The 16,865-nt window shown below is 59.3% G+C and carries 18 protein-coding genes; 9 read left to right on the forward strand and 9 right to left on the reverse strand.

Annotated features, from left to right (window positions below; all coding sequences use genetic code 11):
• The first annotated feature begins 299 nt into the window (after positions 1-299).
• On the forward strand, positions 300-614 hold the full coding sequence (locus LOY31_RS16685) for a hypothetical protein (RefSeq protein ID WP_007950439.1): 315 nt from the start codon (positions 300-302) through the stop codon (positions 612-614).
• Positions 615-674: 60 nt separating this feature from the next.
• On the forward strand, positions 675-983 hold the full coding sequence (gene yecR / locus LOY31_RS16690; protein WP_007950440.1) for a YecR family lipoprotein: 309 nt from the start codon (positions 675-677) through the stop codon (positions 981-983).
• Here yecR and LOY31_RS16695 read toward each other — a convergent pair.
• A complete protein-coding gene (locus LOY31_RS16695; RefSeq protein ID WP_221535676.1) occupies positions 955-2,592 on the reverse strand; it encodes a hybrid sensor histidine kinase/response regulator in 1,638 nt (545 codons plus the stop codon). The two genes, yecR and LOY31_RS16695, sit on opposite strands and share 29 nt — an antisense overlap.
• 113 nt (positions 2,593-2,705) lie before the next feature.
• Here LOY31_RS16695 and LOY31_RS16700 point away from each other — a divergent pair, with 113 nt between their 5' ends.
• On the forward strand, positions 2,706-3,311 hold the full coding sequence (locus tag LOY31_RS16700; RefSeq protein ID WP_221535675.1) for a response regulator transcription factor: 606 nt from the start codon (positions 2,706-2,708) through the stop codon (positions 3,309-3,311).
• Between the two features lie 12 nt (positions 3,312-3,323).
• Here LOY31_RS16700 and LOY31_RS16705 read toward each other — a convergent pair whose 3' ends face one another.
• On the reverse strand, positions 3,324-3,599 hold the full coding sequence (locus LOY31_RS16705) for a DUF2798 domain-containing protein (RefSeq protein WP_085603039.1): 276 nt from the start codon (positions 3,597-3,599) through the stop codon (positions 3,324-3,326).
• A gap of 130 nt (positions 3,600-3,729) precedes the next feature.
• Here LOY31_RS16705 and LOY31_RS16710 point away from each other — a divergent pair, with 130 nt between their 5' ends.
• Positions 3,730-4,653: a LysR family transcriptional regulator gene (locus LOY31_RS16710; protein ID WP_258711874.1), complete on the forward strand. Its 924-nt coding sequence runs from the start codon at positions 3,730-3,732 to the stop codon at positions 4,651-4,653.
• 3 nt (positions 4,654-4,656) lie between these two features.
• Here LOY31_RS16710 and LOY31_RS16715 read toward each other — a convergent pair whose 3' ends face one another.
• The gene (locus LOY31_RS16715; protein WP_085603035.1) at positions 4,657-5,655 is read right to left on the reverse strand and encodes a bile acid:sodium symporter family protein; all 999 of its coding nucleotides are present in this window, start codon (positions 5,653-5,655) and stop codon (positions 4,657-4,659) included.
• Positions 5,656-5,739: 84 nt separating this feature from the next.
• Here LOY31_RS16715 and LOY31_RS16720 point away from each other — a divergent pair, with 84 nt between their 5' ends.
• Together LOY31_RS16720 and LOY31_RS16725 are read left to right on the forward strand one after the other, a co-directional pair.
• Positions 5,740-6,528: a helix-turn-helix domain-containing protein gene (locus LOY31_RS16720; RefSeq protein WP_103386947.1), complete on the forward strand. Its 789-nt coding sequence runs from the start codon at positions 5,740-5,742 to the stop codon at positions 6,526-6,528.
• A gap of 138 nt (positions 6,529-6,666) precedes the next feature.
• Positions 6,667-8,379, forward strand: coding sequence for an amidase (locus tag LOY31_RS16725; RefSeq protein WP_221535673.1), 1,713 nt, complete (start codon positions 6,667-6,669; stop codon positions 8,377-8,379).
• Between the two features lie 38 nt (positions 8,380-8,417).
• Here the strand turns inward: LOY31_RS16725 and LOY31_RS16730 are convergent, their stop codons facing one another.
• Entirely contained in the window at positions 8,418-9,368 is a 951-nt protein-coding gene (locus LOY31_RS16730; RefSeq protein ID WP_258711875.1) for a Dyp-type peroxidase, read from the reverse strand.
• Positions 9,369-9,560: 192 nt separating this feature from the next.
• On the opposite strand from LOY31_RS16730, the gene LOY31_RS16735 reads away from it, so the two are divergent.
• Positions 9,561-10,541, forward strand: coding sequence for a TerC family protein (locus LOY31_RS16735; RefSeq protein WP_221535672.1), 981 nt, complete (start codon positions 9,561-9,563; stop codon positions 10,539-10,541).
• Between the two features lie 119 nt (positions 10,542-10,660).
• On the opposite strand, the gene LOY31_RS16740 is transcribed toward LOY31_RS16735, so the two are convergent.
• Together LOY31_RS16740 and LOY31_RS16745 are read right to left on the reverse strand one after the other, a co-directional pair.
• Complete coding sequence (locus LOY31_RS16740) at positions 10,661-11,761, reverse strand: polyamine ABC transporter substrate-binding protein (protein ID WP_007950448.1); 1,101 nt, start codon at positions 11,759-11,761, stop codon at positions 10,661-10,663.
• Positions 11,762-12,012: 251 nt separating this feature from the next.
• Positions 12,013-13,419 carry a cytosine permease gene (locus LOY31_RS16745; protein ID WP_258711876.1) on the reverse strand — a complete coding sequence of 469 codons (1,407 nt, stop codon included), beginning with the start codon at positions 13,417-13,419 and terminating at the stop codon, positions 12,013-12,015.
• Between the two features lie 325 nt (positions 13,420-13,744).
• On the opposite strand from LOY31_RS16745, the gene LOY31_RS16750 reads away from it, so the two are divergent.
• Both LOY31_RS16750 and LOY31_RS16755 read left to right on the forward strand, forming a co-directional pair.
• Positions 13,745-14,230 carry a flavin reductase family protein gene (locus LOY31_RS16750; protein WP_007950450.1) on the forward strand — a complete coding sequence of 162 codons (486 nt, stop codon included), beginning with the start codon at positions 13,745-13,747 and terminating at the stop codon, positions 14,228-14,230.
• A gap of 67 nt (positions 14,231-14,297) precedes the next feature.
• On the forward strand, positions 14,298-15,341 hold the full coding sequence (locus tag LOY31_RS16755; RefSeq protein WP_007950451.1) for an LLM class flavin-dependent oxidoreductase: 1,044 nt from the start codon (positions 14,298-14,300) through the stop codon (positions 15,339-15,341).
• Positions 15,342-15,445: 104 nt separating this feature from the next.
• Here LOY31_RS16755 and LOY31_RS16760 read toward each other — a convergent pair whose 3' ends face one another.
• The 3 genes from LOY31_RS16760 to LOY31_RS16770 form a co-directional block, all read right to left on the reverse strand.
• Positions 15,446-15,754 carry a hypothetical protein gene (locus LOY31_RS16760; RefSeq protein ID WP_258711877.1) on the reverse strand — a complete coding sequence of 103 codons (309 nt, stop codon included), beginning with the start codon at positions 15,752-15,754 and terminating at the stop codon, positions 15,446-15,448.
• A complete protein-coding gene (locus tag LOY31_RS16765) occupies positions 15,747-16,217 on the reverse strand; it encodes a hypothetical protein (RefSeq protein ID WP_258711878.1) in 471 nt (156 codons plus the stop codon). Before LOY31_RS16765 ends, LOY31_RS16760 begins: the two co-directional genes overlap by 8 nt.
• A 122-nt stretch (positions 16,218-16,339) precedes the next feature.
• Positions 16,340-16,819 carry a hypothetical protein gene (locus LOY31_RS16770; RefSeq protein WP_258711879.1) on the reverse strand — a complete coding sequence of 160 codons (480 nt, stop codon included), beginning with the start codon at positions 16,817-16,819 and terminating at the stop codon, positions 16,340-16,342.
• Between the last annotated feature and the right edge of the window lie 46 nt (positions 16,820-16,865).

Genomic DNA, 16,865 nt, shown 5'->3' on the forward strand with positions numbered 1-16,865 from the left:
GCGCAGACAAGGTCGGTGCCAACCGGCTCGCCTATTCCCGCGCAGGCGTCGGCTCCGACCAGGTCGCTTCCGCCCTCATGAGCGGCAGCTATTCCGACCAGTTCAACAGTCCTCAATAACCGCTATCGGCGCAACCAGCCCACCGCTGGTTGCGCCGCACTAGCACATTTGTGCTAATCGACCACCCCGGTCCCTGGCGTTATATTCCCTCGCAACCCCTGACGCTCCCCAACATTGCCGCTGTGCAGTGCGCGGGATCGTTGTGCCTGGAAAAACAACAACACCAAGGAAGAAACACCATGAAACCGCACTTCAGCCTTGCCAGAATCACAGTCCTCAGTGCCCTGCTCCTCGGCGCCGCCGGTTGCCAGACCGTAAAACCCACCGAAGACAGCATGAAAGAACGTGCCCAGACGGTCATTGGCCAGCCGGTCAGTAAAATCGCCAACGTACGCAACGACAGCACCCTCACCTATTACACGGCCTACACCGCCGCCGGCGAATACAACTGCGAGCAGCCCAGCGGCGTAATCATGGCCGTCGCTAGCATGGGCATCATGACGCCTCCCCTGTCTTGCCTGCCCAAAGGTGCGTCACCGATTCCGTACCAGTAATCCGGCGCAGAAAAACCGTACCAACGCCTCGTCTCACCCGGTAAAGGATACCGCTCGATCATGAAAACACTCATCGCCACCCTCAGCCTCGCGGCCGTCGTTCTGACCGGCTGCGCCACCCCCAAGCAATGGGAAGCCACCGGCGGCAGCAAGACCGACGGCGTTGTCCAGGTCTCCTATGAACTGGGCCAGTTCGAGAGCGGACAAACCTCCGCCGCTCAAGGGTTGGCCACGGCTGAAGGCCGCTGCAAGGTCTGGGGCTACAAGAGCGCCGAAGTCTCGGGCTCGGAGAAAAACATCTGCCGCACCATGGGTCAGTACAACTGCCTGCAAACCACCATCACGCAAGACTATCTGTGTAAGCGCTGACCGCTTCGGTCTGCCGGTCGCGCAGCGCGCGCAAGGTCGCGCGCAGCTCGGCCGGGCGGACCGGCTTGGACAGAATGGCGATCTGGCGATCATGCAGGGCCGCCTGGATTTTTTCGATGTCATGCCCGGTGATGATCATGGCCGGCACCGCATAACCGCGCTGACGGCGAACTTCATCGATGCACTCGATGCCGGTGCTGTGGGAGCCGAGGTCATAGTCGGCAACGATGATGTCGCAGTCCGTGACCAGGCCCTGCCCGCTCAGTTCCGCCTGCACAACGCAGCCCCAGCGCTCGAGCAACGCCGAGGTCGCCAGCAGAACGTTGCGATCATCTTCCACCAGACACACCTTCAACCCCGTCAGCAAACCGATTTGCCGAGCCTCCTCCCGATTGACCGGCACCTGCGGCGGCGCGAGTGGCAGTCCATGCAAGGTCACCGCCGTGCCATGCCCCAGCCGTGAGCGGATCGCGACGTCGACACCGATCAATTGCCCCAGACGCCGGACAATCGACAGCCCCAGGCCCACGCCTTCGACGTCCTTGTCGCGCAGCTGGCGTACCCGATAAAACTCCTCGAACACCTTGGGCAAATGCTCTTCGGCGATCCCGCTGCCGCGATCATAGATCGCGATGGCCAACCCCGCGCCGCGCTTGCGCACACCGATCAGCACCGGCCGGTGCGCACCGTATTTGAAGCAGTTGGAGAGCACGTTCTGCACCATGGTCGCCAGCAGCGCCGGATCGGTGCGCACCCAGTGTTCGCAAGGCCGCAAGCGCAGTTCGACACCCGCCCAGCGTGCGGCTTCGGCGTTCTGGCGGATCAGATCCGCCAGCCATTCGCCCAGTTCAAGCGTCTGCAACCGGGGCAAAATCCGCCCGTTATCAAGGGTGTAGAGATCGAGAATCGAGCGAAACAGCTGCGACACGTTAAGCAGCGAACGGTCGATGCTGTCCACCAGTCGCCGCTCCTCCTCGCCCAGCCGCGACTCGCGCAGGCACGCGGTAAACAGTCCGATGGAGTGGATCGGCTGCCGCAGGTCATGACTGGCCTGAGCCAGGAAACGCGACTTCTCAAGGTTCGCAGCAACCGCTTCTTCAGATGCCTTGCGCGTACGCTCCAGCAGCAGGTGCGCATACACCGGAATCACCGTGCTGGTGATCATCAGCATCAACACCATGAACGGTTGCGCCTGCCAGTACGGCGTCAACCGATAGACCGCCAGCAGCGCCAGCAATGCCAGCACCGTGGCGATCGCCAGATAGCGCGAGCCGTAGCGCATGCCGTTGCCGAGGTTGACCCAGACCATGACGGCATAAATGGGCAACGCCGCCTCACCACCGACCACCAACCCGAAACTGGTGCCGGTGTAATCGTGGAGCATGCCGAAAATCCGCCGCGCCGGATAATGCCCCGGCCAGCGCACGATGGCCTGGCGCAGCACGACGGATGCCAGCAGAAACAGGGAAATGTAGGTGACCACCGGCAGATAGGTATCGAAGCGCTGGCCCGGCAGGAAACCGAGCACGGCCATGTAAACCAGCGCGATGCTGGCGATGATGATGCGCAGATTGGCCTGGTCGAGCTCGGTGTTCTTTTCGAACTTCATGGGGGAACGTCCTTGTGCAGCAGTCGTCATAAACGCACGAATCAACAGGCAATGCCTTCGCCCGATGCTAAGGTGCATGCCATGAGCAATACAGACCCAGGGAGGGTTGCGCCATGACGTGCCGAATCATCATAGCCGACGATCACCCGTTGTTTCGCGAAGCGTTGCTGCGCACCGTCCAGCGTCTGCTGCCCGAAGCCCTGATCGAAGAAGCCGGCGACCTCGACGCCGTGCTTGCCCTGCTGCCGGCCGGCGATGAGCCCGACACCTTGATCCTCGACCTGCGCTTTCCCGGCCTGACCTGTGTCAGCCAGCTCGCGGAACTGCGTCGGCGTCTGCCGCGAACCACGCTGATTGTGGTGTCGATGGTCGATGACGAAGCGCTGATCGGCGACGTCATGGCCGCCGGCATCGATGGTTTTATCGGCAAGAACATCGCACCCGATGAGATGGGTCAGGCGATCCGGGCGATTCGTGAAGGTGAGGTACTGGTGAAATTCGCCCCGTCCGGCCTGCTGCCGCTGGACACCGGCACCGCCCTCACCCCGCGTCAGCAGGATGTGCTGCGGCTGATCGCCCAAGGCAAGACCAACAAGGAAATCGCCCGTGAACTGGATATTTCGCCGTTCACAGTGCGGATTCATGTGTCGTCGTTGTTGCGGGTGCTCAACGTGCCGTCGCGGGCAGCGGCGGCGGTGAAATACTCCGGGGCCTTGTAGCCTGCCTCCAGTTCAGCCTTGCGGGTGGACGGTCAGTGCGACCAGTTTCACCACAATCGGCCGGACCACGAGAATGCACAGAAACGCCACGGGCATCGCCAGTTTGTAGGCGTGCAGCGTATTGCTAAGGTAATCGGCATCAATTCCGAAATTGGAGGCGGTGATTACCAGCGACATAAGAAACGCCATGATGATCGCCATGTACAACGCGAATACGTACGGCATGGCACGGGCAGACAGCTTGCGCGGGCTGAATACTGTGGTTCTAGGAGATAGTCTCTGATTCATGTCAGTCCTTGTTGACCGAAGTGGATAGGCGCCGAGCACCCTAACAAGTCTGCCACCCCGCAACTAGACTGATCGCCGTGAGCATTTTATAAACAAAATCTTATGAATTCGTCTTTGCCAGGATCAACGCATGAACCTCTTGGGTGCAATCGATTGTTTTATCAAAGTCGTTGAGGCGGGATCGATTGTCGGCGCCGCCAAAACCCTCGGGGTGAGTGCCGCCGCCGTCAGTCAGACCCTTGGTCGCCTTGAGAATCACCTCGACACACGCCTGCTGCAACGCACCACCCGCAGCATGGCGCTGACGGAGAGCGGTTCGGTGTATTTCGAGAAAGTAAAACGTATCGCGCTCGATCTGGAGTCCGCGCAGAGCGCCATCAGCCACGCGCAGACGCAACTCCAGGGACACTTGAGTATTGCCTCCACCGCCGGGTTCGGACGCCATGTACTGGCCCCGGTAATTGCCGGTTTCGCCGAACGCTACCCGCAGTTGACGCTTGAGCTCTCGACGACCGACCGCAAAATCAATCACCTCCACGAAGGTATCGACCTGAGTCTGCGCATCGAGCCGCAACTGGAAGACGGCATCATCGCGCGCAAGGTTGCGACAGTGCCGTTCGTGATTTGCGCCAGCCCTGACTACCTGCAAAAAGCCGGTCGCCCGTCGACTCCGGCGGATCTTCAGCAACACGCCTGCCTGGCGTTCCGCTATCCGCTGGACGGACGGCTACTGCGCTGGTGGTTCGTTGAGCAGGGTCAGCGCTTCGAGGCTGGGATCAATGCGACCGCCATCAGCGACGATATCGACGCCCTGGCGCAAATGGCTGCTCATGGTGCCGGGATCACCCGACTGGCGGAATTCGTTGCCGCGCCCTATCTGGAGAGTGGTCAACTGGTCTCTTTATTCGAACCGGGCGGCGGCTCGACCTTTGCCAGCGCCGCGCCGCTCGAGATCTATGCCTGTGTGCAGGAGCGCGCCGCCATGACTTCCAAGGTCAAGGCCTTCACCGAATTTTTGCAGGAGTTCCTGCATACCCGCTGGCCCGCTCAATGAGGATCAAGGATCAACCTGCGCCATCAGTTCAGGCACCGATTCCTGCCGCTTCGCATAGCGCTGCGCCAGCACTGCGCAGACCATCAGTTGAATCTGATGGAACAGCATCAGCGGCAGAATCAGCACGCCAATCGTGCTGCCGGCGAACAACACCTGCGCCATCGGCACACCGGTGGCCAGACTCTTTTTCGAGCCGCAGAACAGAATGGTGATGCGGTCTTCCAGATTGAAACCGAACAGTTTGCCCAGCACTGTGGACGCCAGCAGCACAAGCGCCAGCAGGACGCAGCACGCCACGACCAGCCCCAGCAGTTCGATCACCGGAATCTGGTGCCAGATGCCCTCGTTCACCGCTTCGCTGAACGCGCCGTAGACCACCAGCAAAATCGAGCCCTGATCGACGAATTTCAACCAGTTCTTGTTGCGACCGACCCAGGCGCCGATCCAGCGACGGGCAATCTGACCGGCAATAAATGGCAGCAGCAATTGCACGCTGATTTTCACGATCGCGTCGAGGGTCGAGCCGCCGTCACCGTGGACGTTCAGCAACAGCGTCACCAGCAGCGGCGTGAGGAAAATCCCGAACAGGCTGGATGCCGCCGCGCTGCAGATCGCCGCCGGAATATTGCCCCGTGCCAGCGACGTGAAGGCAATCGCCGACTGCACCGTCGCCGGCAGCGCACACAGGTAAAGCATGCCCATGTACAGCTGATCGCCGATCAGCGGTGACAACAGCGGCTTGAGCGCCAGCCCCAGTAGCGGGAACAGGACAAAGGTCAGGCCGAACACCAGCAAATGCAGGCGCCAGTGGCCGGCGCCGGCGATGATCGATTCGCGCGACAGCTTGGCACCGTGCAGGAAAAACAGCAGCGCGATGGCGATGTTGGTCAGCCAGCCGAAACCGGTCGCGACCTGACCGCTGGCGGGCAGGAAGCTGGCCAGCAGCACCACGCCGATCAGGGTCAGGGTGAAGTTGTCGGGCAAAAATCGTGGGCGCGTCATGGTTTGTTCATCCGGGGGTTGCCAGTACGTGGAAGCGACTCTAACGTGACTGGAAATTACCGACTAACGCCGAAGAACCCACAGATGCCGCCAAAAGGACACGACAAGAGCGTCAGACGCAGCATTCCCGGGCTGCCGAGCCTGCCGCGTCCGCTGTACGGGCGCACCGAATCGCTGCCCAATCGCGCGCTGACCCGCCGCCACAGCCATCCGTGGGTGCAGTTGTCCTACGCGATACAGGGTGTGCTCGAAGTGCAGACCGCCGTCGGTCGTTTCGTTGCGCCGCCGGAGCGGGCGGTGTGGATTCCGGCGGGTGTGCCGCATCGGGTTTTCAGTTCGCCGCACACGGAAATGCGCAGCCTGTACATCGATTGCAGCGTCGCCAGTTGGGCGCCGGAGCGTTGTCATGTGCTCGGCGTCAGCGATCTTTTGCGTGAGCTGATTCGGGCCTTCAGTCAGATACCTGTCGAATATGACCAGAGCGGCCCGCACGGGCGTCTGGCGCAGGTGATCCTCGATCAACTGGCCGATGCCCCGCCCATCGATCTGATGCTGCCACTGCCGCAGGACAGTCGTTTGCGGCAGATTTATCAGAGTCTGGAGCAACATCCGGAACAGCAGACCACCCTGGCGCACTGGAGCGAAAAATTCGGCGTAACCGAGAAAACTCTGACTCGGCTGTTCCTGCGCGACACCGGTTTGACCTTCCGCACCTGGCGTCAGCGCCTGCGTCTGCTGGGTGCGCTGACACCGCTGGAGCGCGGCGAACGCGTCACCGACGTGGCTTTGGCCTGTGGTTATGACTCGACGTCGGCGTTTATCGCGGCGTTTCGCCAACAGTTCGGCGAGACGCCGGGAGAGTTTTTCCGATGAAATTAACCGATATTTATCGACTTTATGCATGCCATTGGGCAAATTTCAGGGTAGAGTTTCGCCCATCAAGAATCTTTGACATCTTTCGACGATAACAATGATCAACCACCCTTTAGCGAACCTGTCGGCGGTAACAGCATGATCGAAGTCACTGAAGTTTCCATTGCTCAATTGCGCGCGGCGCTCGAATCCGGCCAGACCACGGCGGTTGAACTGGTCCAGGCGTACCAGGCGCGCATCGACGCCTTTGACGGCCCGGACACCGCCACTGCCCTGAACGCAGTGATCGTGCGCAACCCTGAAGCGCTGAAAGAAGCGCAAGCTTCCGATGCCCGTCGCGCCAAGGGCGAAACCCTCGGTCCGCTGGACGGCATCCCCTACACCGCCAAGGACAGCTATCTGGTCAAAGGCCTGACCGCCGCGTCCGGCAGCCCGGCCTTCGCCGATCTGGTGGCCCAGCGCGACGCGTTCACCATCGAACGCCTGCGTGCTGGCGGTGCGATCTGCCTGGGCAAGACCAACATGCCGCCGATGGCCAATGGCGGGATGCAGCGTGGCGTCTATGGCCGCGCCGAAAGCCCGTACAACGCCGCTTATCTGACTGCGCCATTTGCTTCCGGCTCGTCGAATGGCGCCGGCACTGCCACCGCTGCCAGCTTCTCGGCATTCGGTCTGGCGGAAGAAACCTGGTCGAGCGGTCGCGGCCCTGCCTCGAACAACGGCCTGTGCGCCTACACCCCGTCGCGCGGGGTGATTTCGGTACGCGGCAACTGGCCGCTGACGCCGACCATGGACGTGGTGGTGCCCTACGCCCGCACCATGGCCGACCTGCTGGAAGTGCTCGACGTGGTGGTCGCCGAAGACACCGACACCCGTGGCGACCTGTGGCGCCTGCAACCCTGGGTGCCGATCCCGAGCGTCGCCTCGGTGCGCCCTGCTTCCTATCTTGAACTCGCCGTGAAAAGTGATGCACTGGCCGGCAAACGCCTGGGCGTGCCGCGCATGTACATCAACGCCGACCCTGAGGCCGGCACCAGCGACGAGCCGGGCATCGGCGGCCCGACCGGGCAGCGCATCAACACCCGCGCCTCGGTGATCGATCTGTGGAAACAGGCGCGTCAGGCCCTCGAAGCCGCTGGTGCCGAAGTCATCGAAGTGGATTTCCCGCTGGTCTCCAACTGCGAGGGCGATCGTCCGGGTGCACCGACCGTGTTCAATCGCGGCATCGTCTCCAAAGAGTTCATGCACCACGAACTTTGGGACCTGTCGGCCTGGGCCTTCGATGATTTCCTGCGCGCCAACGGCGACCCGAAACTCAACCGTCTGGCAGACGTCGACGGGCCGAAAATCTTCCCGCACGACCCGGGCACCCTGCCCAACCGTGAAGGCGATCTCGCCGCCGGCATGGACGAATACGTGCGCATGGCCGAACGCGGCATCACGCCGTGGGATCAGATCCCGACGTTGCCGGACGGCCTGCGCGGCCTGGAGAAAACCCGCAAGCTCGACCTCGAAGACTGGATGGATCGCCTCGGCCTCGACGCCGTGCTGTTCCCGACCAACGCCGACGTGGGCCCGGCCGACGCCGACGTCAACCCGGCCTCGGCGGACATCGCCTGGAGCAACGGCATCTGGGTCGCCAACGGCAACCTCGCGATCCGCCACCTCGGCGTGCCGACCGTAACCGTGCCGATGGGCGTGATGGCTGACATCGGCATGCCGGTGGGGCTAACGTTTGCCGGTCGCGCTTATGACGATTCGACGTTGCTGCGCCTGGCAGCAGCGTTCGAGGCGACGGGTTCGAAACGTCTGGTGCCGCCGCGTACGCCAGCACTGTCGGCAGGCAAGTAAATGCAAAAACGGCGGGATCGATTGATCCCGCCGTTTTTTTATCGCTCTGCCAGTTCTTCCAGCAAATCCGCCGAAGGCACGAAGAACAGACTCCCTGTGACGGCGGTGCTGAAGTCCAGCAACCGGTCGTAATTGCCGGGTGGCTTGCCGACAAACATGTTCTCCAGCATCTGCTCCAACGGCTCCGGCGAGCGCGCGTAGCCAATGAAATAAGTGCCGAATTCCCCCGCGCCGGGCCGGCCGAACGGCATGTTGTCGCGCAGGATTTTCACTTCTTCGCCGTCCTTGGTGATGGTGGTCAACGCGCTGTGGGAATTGCTCGGCTTGACCGAATCGTCCAGCTCGATATCGGACAGTTTGGTGCGCCCGATCACCCGCTCCTGCGCTTCGACCGACAATTCGTTCCACGCCTTCATGTTGTGCAGGTACTTCTGCACCAGCACGTAACTGCCACCACTAAACACCTGATCTTCATCGCCCACGAGGGTGAAATGCTCGGCTTTGCGGCCGACCGGGTTCTCCGTGCCGTCGACAAACCCAATGATGCTGCGCATGTCGAAATAGCGGAAACCCTGCACCTCGTCGGTGACCGTCACAGCGCCATCCAGCGCCGACATCAACTGCGTCGCCAGTTCGAAACACAGGTCCATCTGATCGGCGCGAATGTGCAGCAACAGGTCGCCCGGTGTGGAAACGGCGCGCCGCCCTTCTACGCCGAATTCGCGAAAGTCATGAAGGGACGTCGGTCGCGGACTGCCGAACAGACGATCCCAAGCGCTGGAAGAAAAACCACAGACGCAGGACAGGTTGCCCGAAGGAACGCGCTTGCCGACCGAGCGCGTCAGCCCTGCGATATCGGCGCACCAGCCACGGACTTTTTCGGCGGCCTCGGCCTCGGCGTCAAGGGTCGCCACGATGAAGATGGCAGCGCTGGTGATCGGGCTGCAGACGGCTTGAGGATCTGGCGTGTCGATGATCGTAGCTCCCAAAGTGGTGGACTGACTCGACAGCGAGGTTAGCAAAGAAGTGTTGAATGAAGTATTACCCGCGCTCTGCCCATGTCGTCCGACACTTCGCTTTTAACGAACAATACCCACGAAATAAACGATTTTTCTTTGTCGGAAGGCTCCTACTAGCATGGCCCCGTCTACCCCGAAAAACATAAAGACAGGGAGAACGGCATGCACCCCATCAACATCGGCGAACCCTGGATGTGGGTCGCCTTCATCGTTTTTGTCCTCGCCATGCTGGCCGTTGACCTGTTCGTCTTCGGTGGGCGCAAGGCGCATCGGGTCTCGGTACGTGAAGCCTCATCCTGGGTAATTGCCTGGTGCATGCTGGCGATGGCCTTCGCCGGATTGCTCTGGTGGTATCTCAACGGCGAATTCGGTCCCGAAATCGCCAATGTCAAGACCCTGGAATTCCTCACCGGTTATCTGATCGAGCAGTCGCTGTCGATCGACAACATGTTCGTCTTCGTGATGATCTTCAGCTACTTCGCCGTGCCGCCGGAGTTGCAGCGCCGGGTGCTGCTGTATGGCGTGCTCGGGGCGATCGTGATGCGCGCGGCGATGATCTTTGCCGGGGTGTGGCTGGTGTCGCAGTTCACGTGGCTGCTGTATGTGTTCGGTGTGTTCCTGATCATCACCGGGATCAAGATGCTGGTGTTCGCCGAGCAGCAACCGGACCTCGATAACAACCCGCTCTTGCGCTGGGTGCGCGGGCATCTGCGGATCACCAACGGCTTTCACGGCGAGCGTTTTTTTGTGCTGCAGAACGGTGTGCGTTGGGCCACGCCGATGTTTCTGGTGCTGGTGCTGATCGAGGCCAGCGACCTGATGTTCGCGGTCGACAGCATCCCGGCGATCTTCGCAGTGACGACCGACCCGTTCATCATTTTCACTTCGAACATCTTCGCGATCATGGGCCTGCGAGCGCTGTACTTTTTGCTGGCGGACATGGCCGACCGCTTTCATCTGCTCAAGTACGGACTGGCGCTGGTGCTGGTGTTCATCGGCGGGAAGATGACGGTGATGCCGTGGTTTCACATGCCGGTGGAGTGGTCGCTGGCGATTGTTGGCGGGCTGATTCTGGCGTCGGTGGTGCTGAGTCTGATCCTGACGAAGGACAAGTCGCCCGAAAGAGAACGGCAGAGTCAGTGACTTGAATACAAAACCAGTGGGAGCGAGCCTGCTCGCGATGGCGTCATGTCAACCAGCTGATATGTTGAATGACACAACGCTATCGCGAGCAGGCTCGCTCCCACACTTTTAAATCTGGATTATTTGTCGGATTTGATGCTGGTCCAGACCCGGGTCCGCACCCGCTCCAGCTTCTGCGGCAACGGCTGCACCACGTACAGCTTCTTCAGCGCTTCGCTGGTCGGTGTCAGGTTCGGGTTGCCGGTGATTTCCTTGTTGATCAGCGGCAGCGAATCCTTGTTGGCATTCGGGTAGCCGAGGAAGTCGCTGATGGAAGCGATGACCTTTGGATCAAGCAGGTTGTTGAGGAACTCGTGAGCCTCTTCGACGTTCTTCGCGCTCTTCGGAATGGCGAAGGTGTCGAACCAGATCGGCGCGCCTTCCTTCGGCAGGCGCCAGTCGACCACTACGCCGTTTTTCGCTTCTTTGGCGCGGTTGCCGAACTGGTAGAAGCTGCCGGAGTAACCGATGGCCACGCAGATGTCGCCGTTGGCGATGTCGGTCATGTACTTGGCCGAGTTGAAGTAGGTGACGTAAGGACGAACCTTGAGCATCAGGTCCTTGGCTTTTTCATAGTCGGCCGGGTTCTGGCTGTTCGGGTCCAGGCCCAGGTAATGCAAGGCCAGCGGCAGGATTTCCGTCGGCGAATCGAGCATCGCCACGCCGCAGGATTTCAGCTTCTCCATGTTCTCCGGTTTGAACACCAGGTCCCAACTGTCCACCGGCGCATTCTCGCCGAGCGCAGCCTTGACCTTGGCCGGGTTGAAACCGATCAGCACGGTGCCAACCATGTACGGCACGCCGTACTGATTGCCGGGGTCGTTGACGTCGAGCAACTTGAGCAGCGCCGGGTCTTGGTGACTCCAGTTCGGCAGTTTGGACTTGTCGAGTTTCTGGAACACGCCGGCCTTGATCTGGGTATCGAGGAACTGGTTCGACGGCACCACCAGGTCATAGCCGGAGTTGCCGGTCAGCAACTTGGCTTCGAGAGATTCGTTGGTGTCGAAGGTGTCCCAGGTCACTTTGATGTTGCTTTTGGCGGCGAAGTCCTTGGGCACCGACGGCAGAATGTAATCCGCCCAGTTGTAAACCCGCAGTTCGCGCTGTTCGGCCTGTACGGCGCTGGCCAGCAGCGTCAGCCCGAAAACAGTGGCGCCCAGAATGCGTTTCATCGTGACCATGTTGTGTTCCCCGAATGCAGCGTGAGTCGATGGTTTTTATGTTCTGTACACGGCAGCGGCTTGCAAATCAGCCAAGGGCAAGGAAGGTGCAGCATTTTGTTGTGGCTTCGATTCTTCCTGACAGCGTAGACGCGGCACAGTAGCCCGTTGGCCAAAAGGGGATCGAAATGGCCAATTTGCGTGACCGCCGGGATGCGGAAACAACAATGCCCGGCGAAGTGCCGGGCATTGTCTGAACAGCCTGCGAACGCTCAGTCGGTAAAACCCAACTGCGCCTCCCTGCTCTGCTGCGTCTGCCCACGGGTCGCCAGGCAGTAATACAGCGGGCATGTCACGATCAGGCCGACCAGCCACGACAGGTCCGCACCTTCCACAAGGTTGGCATACGGCCCGACATACAACGATGTATTGGCGAACGGCAGCTGCACGATGATGCCGATGAAATAAGCAATGATCGCGTGCAGGTTGAAACGCCCATAAATGCCACCGTCGGCGCGGAAGATCGAGGCGATGTCGTAGCTGCCACGCTTGATCAGGTAGAAGTCGATCAGGTTGATCGACGCCCACGGGACCAGCACCAGCAGCAGCGCCAGAATCAGCCCGATGAACTCGGAAATGAAATCCGCAGACGCGCCTAGCGCCACCAGGCAGCAACCCGCCAGCACCACGCTCGACAAGATCACCCGCACCTTGATGCTCGGCGTCCATTGGCTGGCAAAGGTCTGGATCGAGGTGATGATCGACAGCACCGCGCCATACAGATTCAGCGCGTTGTGACTGATGATGTTGAGCAGGAACAGCACCATCAGAATCGGCCCCAGCCAACCGGTGGATTGCTTGACCGCCGCCATCGCTTCGGTGCCTTCCGGCGTCGCCAACACCGCCACCGCGCCGAAGGTGAACGACAGAATCGTGCCCAGCGTGGCGCCCAGATAAGTCGCGATAAATGGCTTGCTGATCCCGATATCCGCCGGCAAGTAGCGGGAATAGTCGGAGACGTACGGTGAAAAGCTGATCTGCCAGATGATCCCCAGCGACACCGTCGCCAGCCACCCGGACAGGTTGAAGCTGCCACGGGTAAAGAAGTCCGCCGGCAACTCATGAGCAAAGATGTAGATGAAACCGGCGAGCAGCGCGCTGCCCATCACCCAGGTGCCGATGCGGTTGAGCGTGTGAATGAAGTTGTAGCCGATCACGCCAATCGCCGTGGCGCTGAGGGCGCCGATCAGGATGCTGAGCGGCGCCGGCACCGACGGCGCAATGCCGACGATGGACTTGCCGGCCAGCACGATGTTGGAAATGAAGAAGCCGATGTAGATGATCGCCGCGAAGAACACGATCAGCAGCGCACCGTAACGCCCGAACTGGCCACGACTCTGGACCATCTGCGGAATGCCCATGCGCGGGCCTTGCGCCGACGCCAGGGCGATCACCACGCCGCCAATCATGTGCCCCAGCGCAATCGCCAGCAGCCCCCAGAGCAGGTCGAGATGAAACACCTGAACCACCATGGCGCCGGTGACAATGGGCAGTGGCGCAATGTTGGTGCTGAACCAAAGGGTGAAAAGGTCGCGGGCCTTCCCGTGGCGTTCCGCGAGTGGGACGTAGTCGACCGTGTGATTCTCGATCAACGGATCTTGCCGGGACATCTGGGACATAAAAATGAACTCGATTGGGTCTGTTCTTATCGTTGTATGAAGCCAAACCGGGGGTGCTTCGTGGCCGCCCCTCAGATGCAGACCATATTATGGTATTCCAACATTTTCACAAGACTGATCCGCTGTTTGCGACGGCATCTGATCCGGCATCCTCGCTGATAGCGAGCGTTAACGGCTAGAGCAAAGCCCCGTAAATGCTGAGTTTCCGACGGATGAACCACGTTTATCGTTTCACCAAAAAAGCACTTGCAATCGATGTATTACGGTATACCATCAGACCCATAAACACATAAAAACACGCTTCACCGCACTCGAGGATTGACCAATGATCGATGCTGCCGTCTACAAACAAGTCATGGGCTCGTTCCCGTCCGGCGTTACCGTCATCACCACGCTGGATGACGACGGCCAGATCGTCGGCCTGACCGCCAGCGCTTTCAGTTCGCTGTCGATGGACCCGGCCCTGGTGCTGTTCTGCCCCAACTACAGTTCCGATTCCTACCCTGTCCTGATCAAGAACAAACGCTTTGCCATTCACGTGTTATCCGGCGGCCAGCAGAGCGAAGCCTATGCCTTCGCCCGCAAAGGCAAGGACAAGGCGCAGGGCATCGAGTGGACGCTGAGCGAACTGGGCAACCCGATCCTGGCCAACGCGACAGCTATCATCGAATGTGAGCTGTGGCGCGAATACGAAGGCGGCGACCACGCGATCATGGTCGGCGCGGTGAAAAACCTCATCGTCCCTCAGCAGGACGCCGGCCCGCTGGTGTACTGCCACGGCAAGATGGGCGCCCTTCCCGCCTTCGCCTGACCCGCACGATTGCACTTAAACAGGCCGGCAAGCGACCGGCCGACCACAAGAGATTCGAGGTAGCGTCATGAAATTTTCCCTGTTCGTACACATGGAACGCTGGGACGAAAGCGTCAGCCACCGTCAACTGTTCGAAGACCTGACCGAACTGACGTTGATGGCCGAGGCCGGCGGTTTCAGCACCGTGTGGATCGGCGAACACCACGCGATGGAATACACCATCTCGCCGAGCCCGATGCCGCTGCTGGCCTACCTCGCGGCCAAGACCACCACCATTCACCTGGGCGCCGGCACCATCATCGCGCCGTTCTGGCATCCGCTGCGGGTTGCCGGTGAATGCGCGTTGCTCGACGTGATCAGCAACGGCCGGATGGAAGTTGGCCTGGCCCGCGGCGCCTACCAGGTGGAATTCGATCGCATGGCTGGCGGCATGCCCGCCTCCAGCGGCGGTCAGGCGTTACGGGAAATGGTCCCGGTGGTCCGCGCCCTGTGGCAAGGCGACTACGCCCACAACGGCGAGATCTGGAAATTTCCCACCTCCACCAGCGTGCCGAAACCGATCCAGAAACCGAACCCGCCGATGTGGATCGCCGCCCGCGACCCGGACTCGCACAATTTCGCTGTGGCCAACGGTTGCAACGTGATGGTCACGCCGTTGATGAAGGGCGACGAAGAAGTCCTCGATCTGAAGAACAAGTTCCAGACCGCGCTGGACAACAATCCGGACGTGCCGCGTCCACAATTGATGGTGCTGCGTCATACCCACGTGCACTCGGCGGATGACCCGGAAGGCTGGAAGGTTGGCGCTAAAGCCATCTCACGTTTCTATCGCACGTTCGATGCCTGGTTCGGCAACAAAGAAGTGCCGGTGAACGGCTTCCTCGCCCCGAGCCCGGAAGAGAAGTTTGCCGGACGGCCGGAGTTTGAGCTGGAGAGCCTGCACAAAACCGCCATGATCGGCACGCCGGAAGAGATCATTCCACGGATCAAGTACTACCAGGAACTGGGGGTGGATGAGTTCAGTTTCTGGTGTGACAACAGCTTGCCGCACGCGGAGAAGAAGAAATCGCTGGAATTGTTTATCAAGCATGTGGTGCCGGCGTTCAGATAGACCCTGCCGCCCGGCATACAAAAACGCCCCGAGCTATTCGGGGCGTTTTCATTTGGGGTTTCAGCTCTGGGAGGGAGGCAACGATGGCTCTGTCGGATCAGTCGCTAATACTGGTAATCCAGAAAGAAAAATACGGCGTATAGAAAGAAGGCAAAGGCCGCCAAAGCCGCACGCCACTCGGGATCTGCATTTCTTCCCAACCCACCCGGGGCAATTGAAATGCTTGCACCGCAGAAGTAGCAATAGACCCCCTGCGCAAACCACAGCTGAACCGCGAGCACAGTGAAAAAACGTCCCCAGCTGCCATTGAACTGAAAATAACCGTTGATGAGTGCCGCCGCCAACAAGGCAACACCTACACCGTGGCGATATTTGAAAAGCGCTGCAACCAGTGAATTTTTGGGTTTACACATCAACCGCTCCATTAGCAGGATTGTGTCTGAGCTCAATATCCAACGGCGAAACTATGCTAAGAGCTTGCATTGAGGATCGGAAAATACAATGTTTCACTTGGCTTGGGAGATCCGACAACTGCAAAGGAACGACCGGCTTAGCTACCAGCTTATATCCTCCATCATTAGAAACATCATAACTAAAGACCCCTCTACCGGCCATTTCAGAAAAAGATTTCAAATAACGTTGGCGCTGTATATCGCTATCAAATCCTGGTAGATTTTCCTCAACAACTTCAACACCACAACCAGCAGATCTTGAAAGAATATAATCATATATTTCTTCATAGACTGAAACTGATTGCCTTACAAAATCCGGAACAAAACCGCATCCACCTGTCGCAAAATGCAATACCGTTCCGTCCAGGCACGACGTAAACCAGTCCAAATCATGGAGTTCCAAAAATTCCTGATCCATCTCCATGATTCTTCTCCAAACATGTTGATGCAGTTTTGACAACCAGGACCAAAAAAGGGGACAGATTTATATAATCAAACAAATCCACCTCCCTTTGGGCTTTCCTTTTTTATCCTTTACCCGAGACATCATACAATTGCGATCGCCGTGATTATTTGCTCAGGATAATCCTCCAGCGGCACTCCCCAACCGCTAATCTCAAGCCCTGGAAAAGCACCGGAAACAAACCACTCTTCGTCTTCATCAAAACTTAGATCGGCATATATTGACAAATCCGAAACGGAATCACCGAGGCCAAAGCCGGAAGAGAGCTTTCCTTGATATACCAATGCTGAGCCGGAGTTATTCGGATATTCAGGAGCATAGACCTTAATAGCGTATACCTTACCGCCCCGGATCATAATATATAGGGCACACTCGTCTGCGTTTCCAAATGACGCTGTACCCAGAGCGGTAAAAGAAAAACGATATCCACCGTCACCAAGACCATCAATTGAGCTCCAGGCCAAATGGAGATCTGGCCCAAACTCAAATTTATAAATCCCCTTTTTACCGCAAACGAGATATTTATCCAGTGACCTCGCCAATATTTCATTACTTGAACCCAAAGGAATTCCTGCGAGTGATACTGACGGCAATATAGGTGCAACCCAT

Origin of the sequence: Pseudomonas sp. B21-021, assembly GCF_024749205.1 — a bacterium.
Classification (GTDB): domain Bacteria; phylum Pseudomonadota; class Gammaproteobacteria; order Pseudomonadales; family Pseudomonadaceae; genus Aquipseudomonas; species Aquipseudomonas paraglycinae.